A 20,618-nucleotide genomic window follows, 5' to 3' on the forward strand; every position below is an offset into this window, starting at 1 on the left:
GGGATTGAACCTCGGGGTAAGGAGGTTCAATCCCGGATATTGCAAGAATGCAGCCAGATACGTCGGTTCAGCGTTTGCCCGAACTCTGCATCACCAGTCTGATCAGCGGCCCGAGGGTGGTGCCCAGACGGATCAGCCGGGTCAACCCGCCGACGCCACCGCTTTTTGCGCCTTTGCCGGTGATGAAACCCAGCAGGGTGACGGCGGCCACGCCCCATAGCGGCGCATGCTTGATGCCGAAGCCGTCTTGCAGGTTTTGCTTCATCCCCCGCATGCGCTGCAAGGGTTGCAGCACTTGCCCGGCTTCGTGGCGGATTTCCTGACGATGCATTTCCATGCGCAGGCGAATCAGCGCCTTGCGCATTTCCCGGCGCGAGCTGTTGTGTGGCAGTTCAGGCAGGCTCATGGCAACAGGCGCTCCCGATCGTTGGCCAATTCTTCCAGGGTGCCGTGGAAGGGCGAGGATTCATCGAAGACCGCAGCCTTCAGACGCAATCCACAGAACCCCGCCGCCAGGACGTAGAACACGCACAGGCCGATGATCCCGGCCAGGCGATAAGTGTCCCAGAGCAGGATCAACACCAAGGCAGACAGGCCGATCAGCAACAGCAGCGCAAACACCAGCGCCAGCCCTGCGAACAACAACAGGCTGACGGTGCGTGCTTTCTGTTCCTGCAGCTCGATGCCGAACAGTTCGACATGGCTGTGCAGCAGGCCGAGAACGGCGGCGCCCAGGCGCCGCGTGGAGGAGGTGGTGCCCGACCCCAGGCCGGATTCGCCGATCGACATGATCAGCGCCGAGTGGCCAGCAGGCCAATCAGGAAGCCCACCCCGGCGGCGATGCCCACCGACTGCCAAGGATTGGCGGACACGTAGTCTTCGGTGGCGGTGACCGCCGCCTGACCGCGATCGCGCAGGGTGTCTTCGGTCAGCTTCAGGGTTTCCCGGGCGCGCAACAGGCTGTCGTGGATCTGATCACGCAGCTCATCGGCCTGATCGCCCGCGAGGGACGCGGTGTGTTCGAGCAACCGTTCGGTATCGGCCACCAGAGTCTGGAAGTCGTTCATCAGGATTTCTTGAGCAGTCTTTGCCTTGATGCTGGCCATGGGTGGATCTCCGTAAGTGACGTCTGAAGCGTTCGAGTATGAGCCTTGCGCGAAGGTTCAGTACAAATGACTGGTACAGCTTTTGCTATGTCGTGGTGCGTCCTGCTGCCGCCGTGCGCTGTTGGCGGGCGTACATGCAGCAAAACCTTAACTCAAATAATCCTGGTTCGTGTCAGGACATCGACCTTGTGCGCCAAACCGGTTCATCGCAGCTTCAATGCGCAGGCCGACCGGTCGCAACTTGGTGCATGAATTGTCCGCGCGAACCGCTTTGGTGCCTTTTTAGCCTTCAGGTCTGCCTCTTTATGGAAAATCTGCAAAGCGCTGTGGACACGCTGGTTCACAGCTCCAACACGTTGTTCATTCTGATCGGTGCGGTGATGGTGCTGGCGATGCACGCCGGTTTCGCCTTCCTTGAAGTCGGCACGGTGCGCCAGAAGAACCAGGTCAACGCACTGTCGAAGATCCTCAGCGACTTTGCCGTTTCGACCTTGGCCTATTTCTTTATAGGCTATTGGATCTCCTATGGGGTCAACTTCATGCAACCGGCTGCGGTGCTGAGTGCCGATCACGGATATGGGCTGGTGAAGTTTTTCTTCCTGCTGACGTTTGCAGCGGCAATTCCGGCGATCATCTCCGGCGGGATTGCCGAGCGTGCGCGCTTCGTTCCGCAGTTGTGTGCAACGGCGCTGATCGTGGCGTTCATCTACCCGTTTTTCGAGGGCATGGTCTGGAACGGCAACTTCGGTCTGCAGGCCTGGCTGACGGCACGTTTTGGCGCGGCGTTCCATGATTTCGCCGGATCGGTGGTGGTGCACGCCATGGGCGGCTGGCTGGCACTGGCGGCGGTTTTGCTGCTCGGCCCGCGCAACGGCCGTTATCGCGACGGGCGTCTGGTGGCGTTCGCACCGTCGAGCATTCCGTTTCTGGCGCTGGGTTCGTGGATTCTGATTGTCGGCTGGTTCGGCTTCAACGTGATGAGCGCGCAGACCTTGCAGGGCGTCAGCGGTCTGGTGGCGGTCAACTCGCTGATGGCCATGGTCGGCGGCACGGTGGCGGCGTTGATCGTCGGGCGCAATGACCCGGGCTTCCTGCACAACGGTCCGTTGGCCGGGCTGGTGGCGATCTGCGCCGGTTCCGACCTGATGCACCCGGTGGGTGCGCTGGTGACCGGCGCGATTGCCGGTGCACTGTTTGTCTGGTGCTTTACCGCCGCGCAAGTCAAATGGCATATCGACGATGTACTCGGCGTCTGGCCGTTGCACGGTTTGTGCGGGGTGTGGGGCGGGATCGCCTGCGGCATCTTTGGCCAGACTGCGCTGGGTGGTCTCGGCGGCGTCAGCCTGATCAGTCAGGTGATCGGCACCGCGCTGGGTGTGTTGGTGGCGTTGCTCGGCGGCTTCGTCGTATACGGTGTGATCAAGGCCTTGCACGGCCTGCGCCTGAGTCAGGAACAAGAGTATTACGGCGCCGACCTGTCGCTGCACAAGATCGGCGCGGTGAGTCAGGACTAGGCTTCCTTGTCTTCGGCGCCGGGATAAAACCCGTGCAACAGGCGATAGCGGTCGATGCGCACCTGATCGATCTGCTCCTGCACCTGATGCGCCGGCAGGCCGAGCATGATCAAGGCGTGGGAGGCGAGCATCAGGCTCGATTCCAACAGCTCCGGCACCACTTCGGTGGCGCCGGCCGCTTTGAGTTCAGCCCATTGGCTATCGTCGCGGGTGCGCACCAGAATCGGGATCTGTGCATTGAGCCGGCGCGCTTCCTTGAGAATCCGCAGGCTGACATCGCTCTGATCCACGGCGATCACCAGCAGCCGGGCGCGCAACAGTCCGACCGCGGTCAGCAGGTCGCCGCGTGACGAGTCGCCGTAATGCACCTCGCTTTCGCCGGACGCGGCTTCCTGCACGCGCACCGGATCGTTGTCCAACGCGATATAAGGCTGATTGGCATTGCGCATGAAGCGGCCGATGGACTGGCCGACTCGGCCGTAGCCACAGATCACTACGTGTTGATCCAGACCGGCATTGAGGGCGCTGATTTCCTCGATTTGTGCCTCCTGGTTCGGCTTGCGGTGCAGGCGCGCGGCGATTTTCGGCGCGGCGCGCAACAGCAACGGTGTCAGCAGCATCGAGCAGAAGGTGGCCGCGAGCAGCAGGGCGCCCAACTCGGCAGGGAGCAGTTGGTTCTGTTGCATCTGCGCCATCAAGGCGAAGCAGAATTCCCCGCCCTGCGCCAGGGCCAGGCCGCTGCGCCAGGCAGTTTCATGATCGCTGCCGCGCCACTTGATCAGGAGTGCGACGACCGTGCCCTTGATCAGCATCAGGCCGAGGGTCAGGCCGAGAATCAGCACGCTGTGACTGATGAACAGTTGCAGGTCGATCAGCATGCCGATGCTGACGAAAAACACCCCGAGCAGGATGTCGCGAAACGGCCGGATGTCGGCCTCGATCTGATGGCGATAGTGGCTCTCGCCGAGCAGCATCCCGGCCAGAAATGCGCCAAGGGCAGGGGACAGGCCCAGCAGATGCGTCAGCCATGCGGTCAGCAGCACAATCACCAGCGCCAGCAGCACGAACAATTCCGCCGAGCGCGACGCGGCCACTTCATGGAACAGCCGTGGCAGTAGCCAGCGGCTGGCCAGCAACAGACCGAAAAACAGCACCACGGTCTTCACCAGCGTCAGCGGCAAGGCCCAGTACCAGGCTTGCGCGCTGCTCCCGGCGAACACCGGCACCAGGGTCAGCAACAACACCGCGACCACGTCCTGAAACAGCAAGACCCCGACTGCGTTCTGCCCGTGGCTGCTGAACACTTCGCCCAGGCTGCTCAACTCCTTGGTGACAATCGCCGTCGACGACAACGACAGCCCGGCGCCGAGCAACATTGCCGGGGCCAGCGGCATGCCCAGCAGGATCAGTACCAGCCCGAGCACCCCGGTGCTGAGCAATACCTGCTGACTGCCCAGGCGAAACACTACCTGGCGCAGCGCGATCATTTTCGACAGGGAAAACTCCAGGCCCAGTGAGAACAGCAGGAACACCACGCCCAACTCGGCCACGTCCGGCAGGTGTTCGCTCTCGTTGACCCAGTTGAACGCGGTCGGTCCCACCATCAGGCCCACGCAGAGATAGCCCAGCACCGGCGGCAAACGCAGGCGGCGGAACAGGGCAATCATCACCAGGGATGAGGCGAGGATGATCAACAGGTTGGCAAACACAAGACACTCCGATGTCAGGCTCAGGCTTCTCAAGCGTAGAGGCAAAAAGCCCGGGAGCATCGCCTGATTGGCTTTTCCGTGGACTGATTTGCGTCAGGGTTTTGCGTGTTTCCCGCCGTGTTCGCGTCTTCGGGCAGCAGTCGCTCGACGGGTTTTCGAGGCAGGCCTAGAATGAACTCTCACTTTTCCGGTTGAGCGATCATGCCTCCTGAATGTCAGTTGTTCGGCACCTTGGGATGCCATTTGTGTGAGTTGGCAGAGGCCGAACTGATGCCGCTTGTCGAGCATGGGCTGTTGGTGGAGCTGGTGGACATCGCTGAAAGTGAGCCGTTGGTTGAGTCTTATGGGCTAAGAATTCCGGTACTGCGCCGAATTGATACCGGGGCCGAGTTGGACTGGCCTTTCGACGCCGATCAAGTGGTTGCTTTCCTGCGTTGATCCTCGTTCCGCTGGTCACTCCTGCACAGGCAGTCCTTGGCACTCTAGGGTTTATTCGGTTACTGTATGTTCATACAGTAATTGGAAAGACCTGCTGCTTTTGATGACTTGAGCAGGTGAATCCGGCAGTCAGAGGGACGAACCGTGGTCAATGTCGAACAGTTGAAGAACAGCGTGAACCGGATGTCGGTTGACGTGGTGCGCGAGGCGGTCCTCGAGTTGCGCCTGGACGGGCTGGTCACGGAGGGCAAGACGCCTTTCAACAAACTGCATTTCAACATCTGTTTTGCCGAGATCGAGGCGCTGTTCCAGCGTGCCGGTTATCACAAGCAGCTGGATGTGGTCGGTTATCAGGGCTTGCTGTACGCCTTGTATGACCCGGGGCGCTGGGAGGCGGTCGATGTGCTGCGCTGGCTCAAGGAGTTCACCGAAGCCGCGGCGCTCAAGTCGATTCCGGCCTGAGCAGGCCGCAGATTCTGCGCTAGGTTCGTTGCGCTCAGTGTTCGATAATGCCGGCCTGCATTGAGGGTTCGAATTTCCGTATGTCCACACCAACATTTTCCGCTGCTCAGAATCAGGCCAGCACCCTTTACCTGCCTCCCGGTGCGTGGCTTACCGTGCTGGATTGCCTGTGTGAGCATTTCAGTGCGATCAGCCGCGAGCAATGGCTGGACAGAATCGCCCGGGGCCGGGTGCTGGATGGTCAGGGGCAGCCGATTGCGGTGGATCTGCCGTACAAGGAAGGCCTGCGCATTCACTACTTCCGCGAAGTGCCGGATGAAAAACCGATTCCGGTGCTCGAGTCGATCCTGTATGCGGACGAGCATCTGGTGGTGGCGGACAAACCGCATTTTCTGCCGGTGACACCGGCCGGTGAATACGTCGAGCAGACGTTGCTGCGCCGTCTGATCCGTCGCCTCGATAATCCGCATCTGGTGCCACTGCATCGCATTGACCGGCACACGGCGGGGCTGGTGATCTTTTCCGCCAACCCGCAAACCCGCTCGGCTTATCAGTCGTTGTTCCCGACCCGGCAGATCGATAAACGTTATGAAGCGATCGCCCGTGCGCTGCCGGAACTGGAATTTCCCCTGGTGCATAAAAGTCGCCTGATCGACGGCGAACCGTTCTTCCGCATGCAGGAAGGCCCAGGTGTCGCCAATACTGAAACGGCGGTGGAAGTCCGGGAAAAGAATGGTGATCTGTGGCGCTACGGCCTGTACCCGGTGACTGGCAAGAAGCATCAGCTAAGGGTGCATATGACCGCGCTAGGGGCGAGTATCTGTAACGATCCGTTCTACCCGGATGTGTTGAAAGACGTTGAGGATGACTATGCTAATCCGTTGAAGCTGTTGGCACAGGGGCTGCGGTTTATCGACCCGGTGACCGGCGAAGAACGCGAGTTCGAAAGTCAGATCACCCTGCAGTGGTGAAGCCATTCACTTTCCCCGCTCCCATGAAAAAGCCCGCATTAATGCGGGCTTTTCTGTATCCGGTGTCGACGTAAAGCTTACAGCTCTTTAACGGTACGAACCTGATCCTTGTTGATGCGGGTCTCTTTGCCGTCGAGTTGTTTGAACTCGTAGAAGCCCGAATCTTCATCGTATTTCGGGGTGTCGACGGCCTGGATTTCGCGACCGTCATTCAAGGTGATCACTGTTGGCGACGAGCAACCAGCGAGAGTTGCCAGGCCCAGTGCGAGCATGAAAGTGGCGAGGGTCCGTTGAGTCATGGGTGTGTCTCCGAATGGGAATACTTTGGTTACTGAGCTTGAGACGTGTACAAGGCGTGAGAGTTCCTTGAATGCTGTCAGTCTGACACAGTGTTATGCGCATTTAACAGTTCGGGGGTGTTCAGGTTGGCCAGGCGCGGGTCATTGTCGGGGCATTGCAGGGCCGTCGCGCCGAGGTTGCGCATGACCCGGCCAGGGCTGCGTTCGCCGGTATTCCAGGCGGTTTCGAACACGGGCAGCAGCGCGACCGGAATCACACACAGCAGCGGTTCCCAATGGTCATCGTGACGCAGCATTAAAGGTTTGTCAGGAAACTGGCCGGCGGTTTCACGCATGTCCTGCAGCAGTGCTGCGTCGATTCGCGGCACATCGCAGGGTAGCACCAGCAAGTGCGGCAGGCGGGCGGCTTTGAGTCCGGCAAGGATACCGGCCAGAGGACCGGGAAAATCGCCCTCTTCATCGCTGACCAATTGATCGGCGTACGCGGCATAACGCTCACGATTGCGATTGCAGGAGATGATCAGATCGTCAGTCAGCGGCCGGACCTTGCGCTGCAAGTGCGCAATCAGCGGCTCACCCTGCCACTCGATCAGCCCTTTGTCCTGGCCGCCCATGCGCTGGCCGCGTCCGCCTGCCAGGAGCAAAATGGAACAAGGGGGCAATGGCGTATTCGAGGTCATGGCAGCTCTCCAGCAGGGCGGCGAAAAATTCGGGCGCTGTGATATAACACCGGGCTGTTTCTCCTACAACTGGACGAGCCTAATGAAAGCCAAGGCCGATGTACCTTTTGCACCGCTGAACATTGCGGTGCTGACTGTCAGCGACACCCGAACCCTGGAAACCGACACATCAGGCCAGGTCTTCGTCGACCGTCTGACCGCTGCCGGCCACCGTCTGGCCGAGCGGGTCCTGCTCAAAGATGATCTGTACAAGATCCGCGCGCAAGTTGCCCACTGGATTGCCGAGGACGTGGTGCAGGTTGTGTTGATTACCGGCGGCACCGGTTTTACCGGGCGTGACAGCACGCCTGAAGCCGTGGCTTGTCTGCTCGACAAGCAGGTTGACGGATTCGGTGAACTGTTCCGCCAGATCTCGGTGGCTGATATCGGTACGTCAACCGTGCAGTCGCGAGCTCTGGCCGGTCTGGCCAATGGCACGCTGGTGTGCTGCCTGCCAGGTTCAACCAATGCGGTGCGCACCGGTTGGGACGGGATTCTCGCCGAACAGCTGGACTCTCGGCATCGCCCATGCAATTTCGTACCTCACCTGAAACAGGCAGCGCCTTGTGAATCCCGTGGGTAAGCCGGGCAAGACTGGCAGTCTGATGCCTGTCGAGGAAGCGCTGGCCCGCCTGCTGGAAATGGCTGACGCTTCGCCGATTGTCGAGCGCGAGTTTCTGCCGTTGGCTGAAGTAGAGGGGCGGGTGCTGGGCGACGACCTGATTTCGACTCTGGATCTGCCGCCCTGGCCAAACAGCGCCATGGACGGTTATGCCCTGAATCTGGCGGACTGGACCGGCAAACCGCTGCCGGTCAGCCAGAAAGTATTCGCCGGGCAGGCACCTGAGCCATTGAAGCCCGGTACCTGCGCGCGGATCTTCACCGGTGCGCCAGTGCCAGCCGGGGCCGATTGCGTGGAAATGCAGGAGAACGCCGAGGTTCTGACCGACGGCAGCGTGCGCTTCATCGAAACCATGAGTGTCGGTCAGAACATTCGCCCGCAGGGGCAGGAAACCACTGTCGGTGAGTTGATCCTGGCGGCAGGTACCCGACTGGGACCGATCGAGCAAGGTCTGGCGGCGTCGCTGGGGTGTGCTGGCCTGAATGTTGTACGCAAGGTGCGAGTCGCGGTGCTGTCCACCGGCGATGAACTGGTCGAGCCGGGTCAGCCGTTGGGGCCGGGGCAGATTTACAACAGTAATCGGGTGGTGTTGTGCAGTTGGTTGCAGCGCCTGGGTTGTGAGGTAGTTGATGCCGGCATTCTTCCGGACGATCTGGCCACTACGCGGGCGCGTTTGGGCGACTTGCAGGATGTCGACCTGATTCTGTCGACCGGCGGCGTTTCGGTGGGCGAAGCGGATTTTCTTGGCATCGCGTTGAGGGAAGAGGGCGAGCTGGCGCTGTGGAAACTGGCAATCAAACCGGGCAAACCGCTGACCTTCGGGCATTTTCGCAAAGTGCCGGTCATCGGCCTGCCGGGTAACCCTGCTTCGACTCTGGTGACCTTTGCTCTGCTCGCGCGGCCCTATTTGTTGAGGCGTCAGGGCGTACAGGATTCAGAACCTCTGAAGTTTACGGTGCCGGCAGGCTTCGTCTGGCCTGTGGCCGGCAATCGGCGCGAATACTTGCGCGGTCGACTCGAACAAGGGCGGGCCGTCATTTACCGCAATCAAAGTTCCGGTGTGCTGCGCAGTGCAGCCTGGGCGGATGGCCTGGTAGAAGTGCTGGAAGGCCGTACGCTGGCAGAAGGCGATGAGGTTGGGTTCATTCCATTGAGCGACCTGCTCGGCTGATCCGCGCCTGGTGACTGCAGGCTCGACCGATACCGAGTCGATGCCTGCATTTCTTCCGTCAATGGCTCATCAGTGTGACCAACTGATCGAACCGGCTGTTGGCAACCCATCCCAACAATCCCAAGACCACCGCCGTAGCACCCGCCGAATAGGCGAGACGGTGCTTGATGGTCTTTACATCCCCGCGGACTTCGTCCATATCGCGACGAATGTATTTGAGGTGGGTTTCCAGTTCGGTCACGCGCGGTTCCATATCAACTTCTCCAGCGGTTCTGGCGTTTTTTTTGAAATCGGATTTGTGACTGGTGCGACTTTCACCGAGAGGGACAATCGGACTAGTTGGAATTTTGGCTTCATGGCTGGACATGGAAATGTCCATCGGCTGTTTCAAATGTAAGCGCGCTGGCCTTCCCGTCATTCCAACTGTCACCAGCACCGAGGGTGTATCCACTCATTACCTGCACGTCCTTGTGTTGTTAAATCGAAGATTGATACCACCTGCACACGGTGAATCAATGATCGAGTATGGTCAATTGAGCCGATTCCTCACATATCGTAAGAAAAAATACCGCTGTGTAGGACTGCAACAGGCAATCGTTTGAATTAAATGGGATTGCCATGGCTTTTTTGCGAGTGCGAGAGGTCAAGATGTTTCATACCGATTCAACCGTGGGGAGTGACCGTTATGAGTGAGCGCAGGGCGCTGTTGATTTTGCATGGCAAGCAGGCACTCAATGAGGCGGTGCGCGCCGCCGTCGAAGCAAAGCGTGAGCAGGGCTGGGAGCTGGCGGTGCGTCTGACCTGGGAGGCCGGTGACGCTCAGCGTCTGGTGGAGGAGGCACTGGCAGGCGGTTATCGGCAGATCATCGCCGGGGGTGGTGATGGTACGTTGCGGGATATCGCTGAAGCCCTGGCGGCGCATTCGCACAAGGCCAGTCTGGTGCTGTTGCCGCTCGGGACGGCCAACGATTTTTCCCGCGCGGCGGGGATCCCGCTGGAGCCGGCCGAGGCACTTGAGCTTCTCGATGTACCGCCGCGTGATATTGATCTGGGCGAAGTTGGCGGGCAGATTTTCCTCAACATGGCGACCGGCGGTTTCGGTAGCCAGGTGACGGCCAATACGTCCGAGGATCTGAAAAAAGTGTTGGGCGGGGCCGCCTATCTGTTCACCGGGTTATCGCGCTTCAGTGAGTTGCACGCGGCCTATGGCGAACTGCAGGGGCCGGACTTTCACTGGCGTGGCGAGCTGCTCGCGCTGGGCATCGGCAACGGTCGTCAGGCGGGCGGTGGACACGTATTGTGCCCGGAGGCGCTGGCGGATGATGGCCTGTTGGACATCAGTATTTTGCCCGCGCCACAGGAGTTGGTGGGCACGCTGAAGAATCTGCTCAGCGATGGTTTCGGCCTCGATAACATGTTTGTGCGCGCCCGCTTGCCCTGGGTCGAAATCAAGGTCGCCGAGGGCTTGAGCATCAATCTTGACGGCGAGCCGCTGACAGGCGAAAGCCTGCGCTTCGAGGCCCGTCCGGGAGCATTGCGGGTGCACTTGCCCGAGCATTCGCCGCTGTTGGGCAGTGCCCGGTCGGTCAGTCGTCCAGGCTGATGATCTGCTCGCGTACCGCGAACAGTACCAGGCCCGCCACGTCGTAGATCTGCAGGCGTTTCATGATCTGCGAACGATGGGTTTCGACAGTCTTGATGCTCAGGCCCAGACCGTTGGCGATTTCCCGGGTGGATTTGCCGCGCACGATCAACCGCAGGATTTCCAGCTGGCGTGCCGTCAGGTTGTGCGAGTCGGCCACTTCCGGCTGGTTTTTCTGCGTGCGGGTCAGCGCCTGGTTGATCACGGTGTGGGCGATCGCCGGGCTCAGGTAGCGTTCGTTGTTGCGCAGGGCTTCGAGGGCATGTTCAAGCTCGGTGGCCGTCGTGTCCTTGAGCAGATAACCGTGCGCCCCGGATTCCAGTGCCTGCATGATCAGCGCCGGATCGGTATGCATCGACAGGATCAATACCTTGCTTTGTGGCCGCACGCGCTTGAGCCGTTGCAGGGCTTCCAGGCCTCCGGTTTCCTTCATCGAGATATCCAGCAACACGATATCGGGTACCAGTTGCTCGACCATTTCGAGCAGCTGCGAGCCATCGCTGGCTTCGCCAACGACTGCGTAACCGGGAATGTCGAGCACCAGAGCACGCACGCCGGCCCTGATCAGCGAGTGGTCATCCACCAGAAGTAAGTTACAAGTCAACGCATAACCTTATTCGTACTGGCCCGCTCGAGTGCACGGGGCGCCCAGGGGAATAGTGCTTCGATTTGAGTACCTTTGCCCGGCTCGCTGATGACGCTCAGCGTGCCGCCCAACTGTTCGATCCTTTCGGCCATCCCGGCCATGCCGCGCTGTCCTTCCCGCCCCGGATCCGCAGCAGGCGCAAACCCTTGGCCATCGTCGCTGATCAACAGCGTCAGGCCTTGCGGCAGTCGTTGCACGCGGATCAACAGGTTGCTGGCCTGCGCGTGACGCAGAATGTTGGTGACCGCTTCCTGGGCAATGCGAAAGGCGGCGACTGCCATTTCTTCGGGAATCCCGTTGAGCCGCTGCTGGCAATCGAGGCTCCAGTGCACCGGCGTGTTGGCCAGAGTCTTGAGCAAGTGCGCACGCAGACTGGCCTCCAGCCCGAGGCTGGTCAGTTGGCGCGGATTGAGGATAGCCGACACGTCGCGCACCTTGTTCAGGGTTTCCTCAAGGGTTTCGCAGAGTGTCGAGCATTGCTCTTGCAGGTCTTGCGGCAGACGTCTTTTCAGCCATTCGCTTTGCAGCTTGGCCGCCGTCAGCAACTGACCGATATCGTCGTGCAGTTCGCGGCTGAGCCGGTGCCGTTCGTTTTCCTGGACTTCCAGCAAGCGGTCGGCGAGCTCCTGAGGCTGGAACTTGATCGATTTGCGTGACAGCCGATATTGCACCCAGACACAAGCGGTGGCGGCGATGTTCAACAGCAGCAGACCGAGCGAGAGTGGCGCCGAAAAACCGTAGGTCAGCAAGCTGCCAACGGCTGCGCTGACACACAATATGAGAGTGAACCGGCGTGCATTTTCCCGGGAGGGTGGCCATGTGGTGATTGACTTGAGGCTGGCGTACATAACGGATGGAGCCAATAGATGTTCGCTGCGGGCAGACCGGCCGGTGGCGGGCGGATCTCTGTCTGAAAATGCTGTCAATTATGTTATTGATTTTAACCGGGGTCAGTGAACGACATTTGACCGCAAACTTCGATGGGTGCCTGTCACTGAATCACTGTGCCATTAAATTGAAAGCAACTAATGGCCGGCATAATACCACTTAAGATACCGTTGGTCGCGTTTGCCATATATGTCCATTGAGTCATGAAAGAGGCCATGTTGGACGTGAGTTCCATAATGGAAAAGTCGCTTTATTGTGTTCGATAGATATCGATGTTGCTCAAAGTTGATCGTGACACGGACACAGGCAAACCCTGAGGCCGCAGGAAAATTTCCGCTGGTGTCAGGTGTGATTATTTAATTCGGTTTGTCGCTGGCAGGTATGAACTATTCAATTGCGACATTCAGCGATGCGGATCGGCTATCTGGATTCGTGCAATTTCAGCACTGAATCAGGCCTGCCGTTCCGAATAAGACATGAGTGACAACGGTTGAGTCGCAAGTGACGGCTGAAATTCGCCTTGACCTACCTGGAACGCGAAGGCTTCGATCAGGGAGGTCTGTTCGCTGGCATCCAGGCTCAACTGGCCAGTGTTCTGATCGACCAGTTCGATTTGCCAGGCCATCAGGGTGAAACAGTCTTTGAGCGCATCCAGAGCCTGTGCATGCAGGTCGATATGTTCCGGCGCGTGGTCGAGCAGGCTGTGAATATGCAGGGAAAACTCGGAGATCGCCTCCAATGCCAACGCTTCTGCACGGCTCGCAAGCTTGAGCAGGGTGCTGCGCATGCAGTCGATGGCGTCCTTGTCGTTGCTGATCAGTTGCAGGTGGCTCAGGCATTCTTCGGACTTGGCCAGGAGTGTTTCAGCTTCGACGAGAAATTCGGGGAAGCGTTGTGCCCAGTCTTTGCGGTCGATTGGCATGCTTATCTCCACAGCGTCATGTCTGATGAGGGAATGCCGTGTGTGTCGACGATCATGAATCGTCGGGAGATCGCGCCCCACCGTGCAAGTGCACTGGCTGAGGTTTTCCAGAGGGTAAGGTTCCACTGACCTGCGATCGCACACAATAGCCTGACTCCGTTCATGCAATGAGAATGGCGTCACATTAATGGCTATTGGATATTGCGAACATCAGGTTGGGCCTGATTGTTACTAGGGGATTCCCTTACACGCGGGAACCTGTGACGCCAACCGTGGTCGCGCCAGAAGAGAATGTAGCAGATGAAAACACCGAGCCAGTAAAGCATGATGTTAATGTGACATCAATGCCTGTGTATGGCATTTTGATACTGATTTCTATGGGGATCAAGAATCGCCATAAACAGCCGATAACCCCTCAATAGTGAATTCATCAGAACAAGCCCAGGAGTCATTGATGGCCGGCATTCTCGACACGGTAGACCAACGCACGCAACTGGTGGGTGAGAATCGCCTGGAAATTCTCATGTTTCGACTGGCCGGACGCCAATTGTTCGCGATCAACGTGTTCAAGGTTCAGGAAGTTCTGCAATTGCCGAAGCTGACCCTGATGCCGCAGCGCCACCCGTTTGTCTGCGGCGTGGTCAACCTGCGCGGCCAGACGCTGCCGGTGATCGACCTGTCCCAGGCGATCGGCATGCGTCCGCTGGTGCCGGGCCCGAACAGCACCATCATCGTCACCGAGTACAACCGTTCGGTGCAGGCTTTCCTTGTCGGTGGCGTGGATCGCATCGTCAACATGAACTGGGAAGCCATTCTGCCGCCGCCGACCAGCGCCGGGCGCCAGCATTACCTGACCGCGATCAGCAAGGTTGACGATCAATTGGTGGAAATCATCGACGTCGAGAAAGTCCTCGCCGAGATCGTCCCGTACAACGCCAAGGTCTCGCGTGACAAGCTCGACGATCCGGTGCTGGAACGTGCCCGCGGCCGCGAAGTGCTGCTGGTGGACGACTCCAACGTGGCGCTGTCGCAATTGCGCGACACCCTCGGCCAGCTCGGGGTGAAGATGCACATCGCCAGTGATGGCCTGAAGGCACTGAACATGCTCAAGGCCTGGGCCGATACCGGGGTGAACATGACCGACAAACTGCTGATGGTGTTCACCGACGCGGAAATGCCGGAAATGGACGGCTATCGCCTGACCACCGAGATCCGCAACGACCCGCGCCTGCGTGGTCTGTATGTGGTACTGCACACTTCGCTGTCCGGCAGTTTCAACGACTCGATGGTGAAGAAGGTCGGCTGCGACAACTTCCTCTCCAAGTTCCAGCCGGACAAACTGGTCGATGTGGTGCGTCAGCGCCTGATGCTCGATGAAGTGCCAGCCTGATCCTGACACTTCAGCCTCCTGTGGGAGCGAGCCTGCTCGCGAGGGCGGATTCCATATCGACACATGTGTTGAATGAGTTTCCGCTTTCGCGAGCAGGCTCGCTCCCACAAGGTTTTCAGTGCACAAACTCTTTTGATTCACGGATAAAGCTCGTATAGGGTGGCTTTTTTGCCCATCAGGAAGCTGGACATGCTGCGTCTGAGTGCGCTTTATCGTTACCCGTTGAAATCCGGCAAGCCCGAGATTCTGCAATCGATTGGCCTGGATAAACTTGGCCTGGAAGGTGACCGACGCTGGATGCTGGTAGACGAGGCCAGCGGCCGCTTCCTGACCCAACGAGCCGAAGCGAAAATGAGCCAGCTGTCGGCGCTGTGGAATGCGCAGGGCGGTCTGACCCTCAGTGCGCCTGACCACACCGCGCTGGATATCCCGTTGCCCGAGGACGATGCCGAGCTGCGCGGCGTGACCATCTGGCGTGACACCCTGCGCGTGCCGGATGCCGGTGATGAAGCGGCCCGCTGGGTCAGCGATTTCATCGGCAAGCCAACCCGTCTGGTGCAGGTGCCACTTGATCGCGCGCGCATGACGCAGGCCGGTTATGGCCGCGAGGATGATCAGGTGGCATTCGCCGACGGTTTCCCGCTATTGCTGATTGGTGAGGCGTCGTTGCAGGATCTGGTGCAAAAGGTCGGACGACCGCTGGAGATGTTGCGTTTCCGGCCGAATCTGGTGATCGAGGGCAGTGCGGCGTTCGCCGAAGATGGCTGGAAGCGCATTCGCATCGGCGCTGTCGAATTCCGGGTGGTCAAGCCTTGCTCGCGCTGCATCCTGACCACCATCGATCCGCAGACCGGGGAGCGCAGTGCCGATCGCGAACCGCTGGCGACCTTGCAGAAGTACCGCGCCCAGGCCGATGGCGCGATGTTCGGGCAGAATCTGGTCAACGACAGCAATGGTCGACTGGAAGTCGGTATGCCGGTGGAAATCCTCGAATAATCGAGGCCAGAAATGAAAATGCCCGTGTCCATGGACACGGGCATTTTTTTGCACCGGGAAAAGCCGTGGGCTTAGCCGCGGTATTCGCACAGGTAAGCGGTATCAACAGCGACTTTCAGCTGGAACTTGCTGTTGGCCGGTACGTTGAACTGGCTGCCGGCAGCGAAGGTTTCCCAGTCGCTGCTGTCCGGCAGCTTGACGGTCAGTGCGCCGGAGACCACGTGCATGATTTCGCGCTGAGCGGTGCCGAATTCGTATTCGCCCGGGGCCATGACGCCGATGGTCGCCGGACCTTCAGCGGTGCCAAAAGCGATCGACTTGACGGTGCCGTCGAAGTACTCGTTGACTTTGAACATGGGCGATTCCTCTTGAATGGGGCTTAAAAGGGTTAAAAAGGGCCGGCCAGTATGCACAAGGCTCCCGGCGCCGTCACCTGCCCGGGGCGTGTCCGGCGAGTTCTCGCCCTGACTTCAGAGTGGCAAGACCAGCGGCAGCAACCGCGCGGTGTTGCGCGCATCTTCCAGGGCCCGATGCTGTTGACCGCTGAACTGCATGCCGGCCAGTTGCAGCGCACCGTTCAGACCCAACGGTCGTTCCAGTCGCCGCGCCTTGGCAAAGCGCTGTTTGAGGTTCATGTGCTGCACCCGGCTCAGTACGCTGTCGAGTTGCAGGCGTTGCCACTCCTGGAGCAATTGCTTGCGGTCGTAATCGCCCCAACTGGCCCAGCCCTCGAGGCGCGTCTGGTGTTGTCCGAGCCAGCGTTCGAACGCCGGCCAGACATCGCTCAACGGCTGCGCGGCGTCGATGTTGGCTTGGGTGATGTGTGTGAGCTCCCGACAGAACGGCGTCAGCAATGGCCGCCGGGTCGGTTTGACGAACCGCTGAAAGTGATCCTGCTCGCGACCGGCACGATCGACCAGCGTCGCGCCGATTTCGATGATTTCCATTTCCGTAACCGGCCAGCCACCTTCATCTGTGGTGGCTTCCAGATCAATGACCAGCCAATGGGGCATCGCAGGTTTCCTGATTTACGCGTCCTGATAGATCAGAGCGTAGTCAAACCTCGCGTTTGCGCCTGGCGACTCACTCGACCTGCAACAGAACCTGACGATTTTTTACCTGATCGCCGACCTTGACCTGCACCCGCTTGAGCACGCCGTCGATGCCGGCCTTGAGCGGGTGCTCCATTTTCATTGCCTCCAGCACCACCAGCAACTGACCCTTGCTGACCGTGCTGCCTTCGCTGACCAGCACGTCGACGATGGCACCGTCCATCGGCGCCTTGAGTGTGCCGGAGCTGACGCTGCTCTGACTGCTGATGAGCGCATGAGTTCGATCCTCCAGGCGCAGGCTGCCGGGGTGGGTGAACAGCCAGAGTTCTTCACCATCGACCCGATAAGCGTGACGCTGGCGCAGGCCGTCGACTTCCAGCGTCACCGCGCGCTCGTCGCAATCGATGACGGTCAGCGCCAGCGCGCGCTGCATCACGTTCACGGTGAATCGGCCAGCGCCGTCCGCAAGCAGCTGCAAGGTCCAGTCCCGTTCTTCCACACCGAGACGAAAATTGAGCGGCACGCCGGCATTGTTGCGCCAGCCCTTGAGTGGCGCACGATGCGCCCGCGCGCCAGACTGATAAAACAGCACGGCGGCGATGGCCAGTTCCTCCGCACCGGGGGCGTAGGCGTGCAGGCAAGGGTGGTCAGTGAAGTGCTGAGCAATGAACGCGGTACTGAACTCGCCGCTGATGAACTGCGGATGTTGCAGCAGGCTGACCAGCAAACGCTGATTGGTCTGCACGCCGAGCAGCACGCTGTCCTGCACCGCGCGCAACAGTTTGCGCCGCGCTTCTTCGCGGGTGGCGCCGTGGGCAATCAGTTTGCCGAGCATCGGGTCGTAGAACGGGCTGACCCACTGACCTTCGCGCAAGCCGTGATCGATCCGCGCCCCAGGACTCCCCGCCGGTTCCCAGGCTTGTACACGACCGGTCTGCGGCAGGAAATTCTGCGTCGGATCTTCGGCATACAGACGCACTTCCATGGCGTGGCCGTTCAGCGCGACCTGATCCTGAGTCAACGGCAGCGGCTGCCCTTCGACGACGGCCAATTGCCAGGCGACTAGATCCTGCCCGGTGATCAACTCGGTCACCGGATGCTCGACCTGCAGACGCGTGTTCATTTCCAGAAAGTAGAACTGCCCACGGGCATCGAGCAGAAACTCGACGGTGCCGGCACCTAGGTAATTCACCGCCCGGCCAGCCTTGAGCGCCGCTTCGCCCATGGCCTGGCGCAACTCGTGGGTCATCACCGGGCAGGGCGCCTCCTCGATGACTTTCTGGTGGCGACGCTGCACCGAGCAGTCGCGCTCGCCGAGGTAGATCAGGTTGCCGTGATGATCGCCGAACAGTTGCACCTCGACGTGCCGTGGTTCGATCAGCGCCTGTTCGAGGATCAGCTCATCACTGCCGAAACCGTTCAGCGCCTCGGAGCGAGCGGTGCGCAATTGCGCCGGCAACTCCTCGCTGCTGTGCACCAGGCGCATCCCGCGTCCACCGCCGCCAGCGCTGGCCTTGATCATCAGCGGGTAGCCAATGCGCTCGGCCTCGCGCAGCAACGTGGCGTCGTCCTGCGCGGCGCCTTGATAGCCGGCAATACACGGCACGCCGGCGTCGAGCATGGCGATTTTCGACAGGCGCTTGCTGCCCATCAGTTCGATGGCGTCGGCGCTGGGGCCGATAAAGGTCAGGCCGGCCTCTGCGCAGGCGCGGGCGAATCCGGCATTTTCCGAGAGGAAGCCATAGCCGGGATGAATCGCGTCGGCACCGCTGCGGCGGGCGGCGTCGAGGATCGCCGGGATGTTCAGGTAGGACTGCTGCACCGGGGCGGCGCCGATGTTCACCGCTTGATCGGCCATCTGCACGTGCAGGGCATTGGCGTCAGCATCGCTGAATACGGCAACGGTGCGATAGCCGAGGGCCTGGGCGGTGCGCTGGATGCGGCAGGCGATTTCACCGCGGTTGGCGATCAGGATTTTGTGGATGGCGGGCATGGTCTTGTTCCTGAAATTGTGGCGGTGAATGTGTTGGCCTCATCGCGAGCAGGCTCACTCCTACAGGTTTTGTGAACGGCCCAAACCCCCTTGTAGGAGTGAGCCTGCTCGCGAAGCTTTTAAGGGGCCCACCCAGGTTTACGTTTTTGCACAAAAGCCAGGGTGCCCTCGATCCCTTCGGCCCCGGTCACCGCTTCGCTGAACCACCGCGCCGCTTCATCCAGCAATTCACTCGAAGGCTGACCGGCACTGGCCAGCAGCAGCTTTTTGGTTGCCGCATTCGCTTCGGGCGCGCAGCACAGAACATGGTCGATCACTTCATCGAGGCGTTCGGCCAGCGCTTGCGGATCCTGCTCGACAAAATGCACCAGCCCCAACCGCCGGGCCTGATGGCCATCGAAGCGCGCGGCGGTCAGTGCCAGGCGACGGGTTTCGGTCAGGCCGATGCGTTGCACCACGAACGGAGCGATCTGCGCCGGCAGCAAACCGAGGCTGGTTTCCGGCAGACCGAACTGCGCTTGATGGTCGGCCATTGCGATATCGCTGACACATGCCAGTCCGAAACCACCACCGAGCACTGCGCCCTGCAGCACGGTGATCAGCACTTGTGGTGCGTCCTGAGCTTCTTGCAGCAGGGCTCCAAAGGCGCGGTTCAACTCGCGGTAAGCGTCGGCCCCTTGGGCACGGGCATTGGCCATGTCCTTGATGTCGCCACCCGCACAGAAATGCCCACCGGCACCGCTGAGGACCAGAGCGCGCACCCCGCGGTCATCGCGCACCGCCGCCAGCACCGCACGCAGCTCGGCGACCATTTGCAGGCTCATCGCATTGCGGCTTTCCGGGCGATTGAGGGTGATGTGCAGCACGCCGCCGTGCTGTTCCAGCAGCAGCGTCTGGCAGTCGGGCAGGGCGCTCATTTCTTTTTCCCCGGCAGGATGCCCATCAGTTTGCAGATGATCCCCAGCATGATTTCGTCGGCGCCGCCGCCAATCGACACCAGCCGCACATCGCGATAGGCGCGGGCCACCGGGTTGTCCCACATGAAGCCCATGCCGCCCCAATATTGCAGACAGCTGTCGCTGACTTCACGACCGAGGCGTCCGGCCTTGAGCTTGGCCATCGACGCCAGGCGTGTGACGTCCTGGCCCTTCACATACTGCTCGGTGGCCTGATAGACCAGCGCCCGCAGGCATTCGATTTCGGTCTGCAATTCGGCGAGGCGGAAGTGAATCACCTGATTGTCGATCAGCGCGTTGCCGAAGGTCTTGCGCTCCTTGCAGTACTCGATGGTGCTGTCGACGCAATATTCCAGACCCTTGATCATGTTCGCCGCGCCGAACAGGCGTTCTTCCTGGAACTGCAGCATCTGCATCATGAACCCGGCGCCTTCGTGGCCGATGCGGTTGCGCTGCGGCACACGCACGTTATCGAAAAACACCTGCGCGGTTTCCGAGCTGCGCATGCCGAGCTTGTCCAGGTGCGAGCTGAGGCTGATGCCCGGGGTGTTCATCGGCACCATGATCAGCGACTTGTTGATGTGCGGCTTGTCGTCCGAGGTGTTGGCCAGCAGGCAGATGAAGTCGGCACTCGGTGAATTGGTGATCCACATCTTGCTGCCGTTGATCACGTAGTCGTCGCCGTCCTTGCGCGCGCTGGTCTTGAGCCCGGCGACGTCGGAGCCGGCACCGACTTCCGAGACTCCGATGCAGCCGACCTGCTCGCCGCTAATCGCGGGGCGGAGGAATTCGTCGCGCAATTCATCGGAGCCGAAGCGGGCCAGCGCCGGGGTGCACATGTCGGTCTGTACGCCGATCGACATCGGAATGCCGCCGCAGTGGATGGTGCCAAACTCTTCGGCGGCGACAATCGAATAGCTGTAGTCGAGGCCCATGCCGCCGAATTTTTCCGGCTTGGAAATCCCCAGCAACCCGAGGTCGCCGGCCTTGCGGAAAATCTCGTGGATCGGAAAGCGCCCGGCCTGTTCCCATTCATCGACGTGCGGGTTGATTTCGTGCTCGACGAATTGGCGGACGGTGCGGCGCAGTGCTTCGTGTTCCGGGGTGAAGATCATTTTTATT

The 20,618-nt window shown here is 60.2% G+C and carries 24 protein-coding genes; 9 read left to right on the forward strand and 15 right to left on the reverse strand.

What is annotated here, in order from left to right; translation table 11 throughout:
- Positions 1-67: 67 nt before the first annotated feature.
- From LCH64_RS27190 to LCH64_RS27200, 3 genes are read right to left on the reverse strand one after another with little or no spacing between them, the layout of a single operon-like run.
- A complete protein-coding gene (locus LCH64_RS27190) occupies positions 68-406 on the reverse strand; it encodes a hypothetical protein (RefSeq protein WP_226501855.1) in 339 nt (112 codons plus the stop codon).
- Complete coding sequence (locus LCH64_RS27195; protein WP_003226735.1) at positions 403-789, reverse strand: phage holin family protein; 387 nt, start codon at positions 787-789, stop codon at positions 403-405. The genes LCH64_RS27190 and LCH64_RS27195 overlap by 4 nt, the downstream gene beginning before the upstream one ends.
- 2 nt (positions 790-791) lie before the next feature.
- Positions 792-1,106: a DUF883 family protein gene (locus LCH64_RS27200; protein WP_003226733.1), complete on the reverse strand. Its 315-nt coding sequence runs from the start codon at positions 1,104-1,106 to the stop codon at positions 792-794.
- A 305-nt stretch (positions 1,107-1,411) separates the two neighbouring features.
- Between LCH64_RS27200 and LCH64_RS27205 the strand changes: the two genes are divergently transcribed.
- Positions 1,412-2,620: an ammonium transporter gene (locus LCH64_RS27205; RefSeq protein WP_226501856.1), complete on the forward strand. Its 1,209-nt coding sequence runs from the start codon at positions 1,412-1,414 to the stop codon at positions 2,618-2,620.
- Here LCH64_RS27205 and LCH64_RS27210 read toward each other — a convergent pair.
- Complete coding sequence (locus LCH64_RS27210) at positions 2,617-4,329, reverse strand: monovalent cation:proton antiporter-2 (CPA2) family protein (protein ID WP_003226730.1); 1,713 nt, start codon at positions 4,327-4,329, stop codon at positions 2,617-2,619. The genes LCH64_RS27205 and LCH64_RS27210 overlap by 4 nt on opposite strands.
- A gap of 201 nt (positions 4,330-4,530) precedes the next feature.
- Here LCH64_RS27210 and LCH64_RS27215 point away from each other — a divergent pair, with 201 nt between their 5' ends.
- From LCH64_RS27215 to LCH64_RS27225, 3 genes are all read left to right on the forward strand, one after another.
- The gene (locus LCH64_RS27215; RefSeq protein WP_226501857.1) at positions 4,531-4,767 is read left to right on the forward strand and encodes a glutaredoxin family protein; all 237 of its coding nucleotides are present in this window, start codon (positions 4,531-4,533) and stop codon (positions 4,765-4,767) included.
- Between the two features lie 144 nt (positions 4,768-4,911).
- Positions 4,912-5,229: a transcriptional regulator gene (locus tag LCH64_RS27220; protein WP_226501858.1), complete on the forward strand. Its 318-nt coding sequence runs from the start codon at positions 4,912-4,914 to the stop codon at positions 5,227-5,229.
- Positions 5,230-5,309: 80 nt separating this feature from the next.
- On the forward strand, positions 5,310-6,200 hold the full coding sequence (locus LCH64_RS27225) for a pseudouridine synthase (protein ID WP_226501859.1): 891 nt from the start codon (positions 5,310-5,312) through the stop codon (positions 6,198-6,200).
- Between the two features lie 77 nt (positions 6,201-6,277).
- Here the strand turns inward: LCH64_RS27225 and LCH64_RS27230 are convergent, their stop codons facing one another.
- Positions 6,278-6,499: a YgdI/YgdR family lipoprotein gene (locus tag LCH64_RS27230; protein ID WP_003226722.1), complete on the reverse strand. Its 222-nt coding sequence runs from the start codon at positions 6,497-6,499 to the stop codon at positions 6,278-6,280.
- Between the two features lie 77 nt (positions 6,500-6,576).
- Positions 6,577-7,179, reverse strand: a complete 603-nt coding sequence (mobA, locus tag LCH64_RS27235; protein WP_226501860.1) for a molybdenum cofactor guanylyltransferase MobA — start codon at positions 7,177-7,179, stop codon at positions 6,577-6,579.
- Positions 7,180-7,261: 82 nt separating this feature from the next.
- On the opposite strand from mobA, the gene moaB reads away from it, so the two are divergent.
- Entirely contained in the window at positions 7,262-7,801 is a 540-nt protein-coding gene (gene moaB, locus LCH64_RS27240; protein WP_003226719.1) for a molybdenum cofactor biosynthesis protein B, read from the forward strand.
- A complete protein-coding gene (gene glp, locus LCH64_RS27245) occupies positions 7,785-9,011 on the forward strand; it encodes a gephyrin-like molybdotransferase Glp (RefSeq protein WP_226501861.1) in 1,227 nt (408 codons plus the stop codon). Before moaB ends, glp begins: the two co-directional genes overlap by 17 nt.
- Positions 9,012-9,069: 58 nt before the next feature.
- Here glp and LCH64_RS27250 read toward each other — a convergent pair whose 3' ends face one another.
- Positions 9,070-9,378 carry a hypothetical protein gene (locus LCH64_RS27250; RefSeq protein WP_177434688.1) on the reverse strand — a complete coding sequence of 103 codons (309 nt, stop codon included), beginning with the start codon at positions 9,376-9,378 and terminating at the stop codon, positions 9,070-9,072.
- Positions 9,379-9,696: 318 nt separating this feature from the next.
- On the opposite strand from LCH64_RS27250, the gene yegS reads away from it, so the two are divergent.
- Positions 9,697-10,614, forward strand: coding sequence for a lipid kinase YegS (gene yegS / locus LCH64_RS27255; RefSeq protein ID WP_226501862.1), 918 nt, complete (start codon positions 9,697-9,699; stop codon positions 10,612-10,614).
- Here yegS and LCH64_RS27260 read toward each other — a convergent pair.
- The 3 genes from LCH64_RS27260 to LCH64_RS27270 form a co-directional block, all read right to left on the reverse strand.
- The gene (locus LCH64_RS27260; RefSeq protein ID WP_003226712.1) at positions 10,598-11,257 is read right to left on the reverse strand and encodes a response regulator transcription factor; all 660 of its coding nucleotides are present in this window, start codon (positions 11,255-11,257) and stop codon (positions 10,598-10,600) included. The two genes, yegS and LCH64_RS27260, sit on opposite strands and share 17 nt — an antisense overlap.
- The gene (locus tag LCH64_RS27265; RefSeq protein ID WP_226501896.1) at positions 11,254-12,147 is read right to left on the reverse strand and encodes a sensor histidine kinase; all 894 of its coding nucleotides are present in this window, start codon (positions 12,145-12,147) and stop codon (positions 11,254-11,256) included. The genes LCH64_RS27260 and LCH64_RS27265 overlap by 4 nt, the downstream gene beginning before the upstream one ends.
- 491 nt (positions 12,148-12,638) lie before the next feature.
- Complete coding sequence (locus LCH64_RS27270; protein WP_103483810.1) at positions 12,639-13,109, reverse strand: hypothetical protein; 471 nt, start codon at positions 13,107-13,109, stop codon at positions 12,639-12,641.
- Positions 13,110-13,563: 454 nt separating this feature from the next.
- Here LCH64_RS27270 and LCH64_RS27275 point away from each other — a divergent pair, with 454 nt between their 5' ends.
- Both LCH64_RS27275 and LCH64_RS27280 read left to right on the forward strand, forming a co-directional pair.
- Positions 13,564-14,499, forward strand: coding sequence for a chemotaxis protein CheV (locus LCH64_RS27275; protein WP_003226705.1), 936 nt, complete (start codon positions 13,564-13,566; stop codon positions 14,497-14,499).
- Positions 14,500-14,688: 189 nt separating this feature from the next.
- Positions 14,689-15,495 (forward strand): MOSC domain-containing protein, encoded by an 807-nt coding sequence (locus LCH64_RS27280; RefSeq protein WP_003226703.1) that lies wholly within the window; start codon positions 14,689-14,691, stop codon positions 15,493-15,495.
- A gap of 71 nt (positions 15,496-15,566) precedes the next feature.
- Here the strand turns inward: LCH64_RS27280 and LCH64_RS27285 are convergent, their stop codons facing one another.
- From LCH64_RS27285 to atuD, 5 genes are all read right to left on the reverse strand, one after another.
- Complete coding sequence (locus LCH64_RS27285) at positions 15,567-15,851, reverse strand: pyrimidine/purine nucleoside phosphorylase (protein ID WP_003226701.1); 285 nt, start codon at positions 15,849-15,851, stop codon at positions 15,567-15,569.
- 114 nt (positions 15,852-15,965) lie between these two features.
- Positions 15,966-16,508, reverse strand: a complete 543-nt coding sequence (locus LCH64_RS27290) for an exonuclease domain-containing protein (protein ID WP_226501863.1) — start codon at positions 16,506-16,508, stop codon at positions 15,966-15,968.
- 70 nt (positions 16,509-16,578) lie between these two features.
- Positions 16,579-18,540, reverse strand: a complete 1,962-nt coding sequence (locus LCH64_RS27295; RefSeq protein WP_226501864.1) for an acetyl/propionyl/methylcrotonyl-CoA carboxylase subunit alpha — start codon at positions 18,538-18,540, stop codon at positions 16,579-16,581.
- A gap of 119 nt (positions 18,541-18,659) precedes the next feature.
- Complete coding sequence (locus LCH64_RS27300; RefSeq protein WP_226501865.1) at positions 18,660-19,457, reverse strand: enoyl-CoA hydratase-related protein; 798 nt, start codon at positions 19,455-19,457, stop codon at positions 18,660-18,662.
- Positions 19,454-20,611 (reverse strand): citronellyl-CoA dehydrogenase, encoded by a 1,158-nt coding sequence (gene atuD / locus LCH64_RS27305; RefSeq protein ID WP_003226692.1) that lies wholly within the window; start codon positions 20,609-20,611, stop codon positions 19,454-19,456. Before atuD ends, LCH64_RS27300 begins: the two co-directional genes overlap by 4 nt.
- Positions 20,612-20,618: the final 7 nt, after the last annotated feature.

Origin of the sequence: Pseudomonas sp. MWU16-30322 (assembly GCF_020515535.1) — a bacterium.
Taxonomy (GTDB): Bacteria; Pseudomonadota; Gammaproteobacteria; order Pseudomonadales; family Pseudomonadaceae; genus Aquipseudomonas; species Aquipseudomonas fluorescens_H.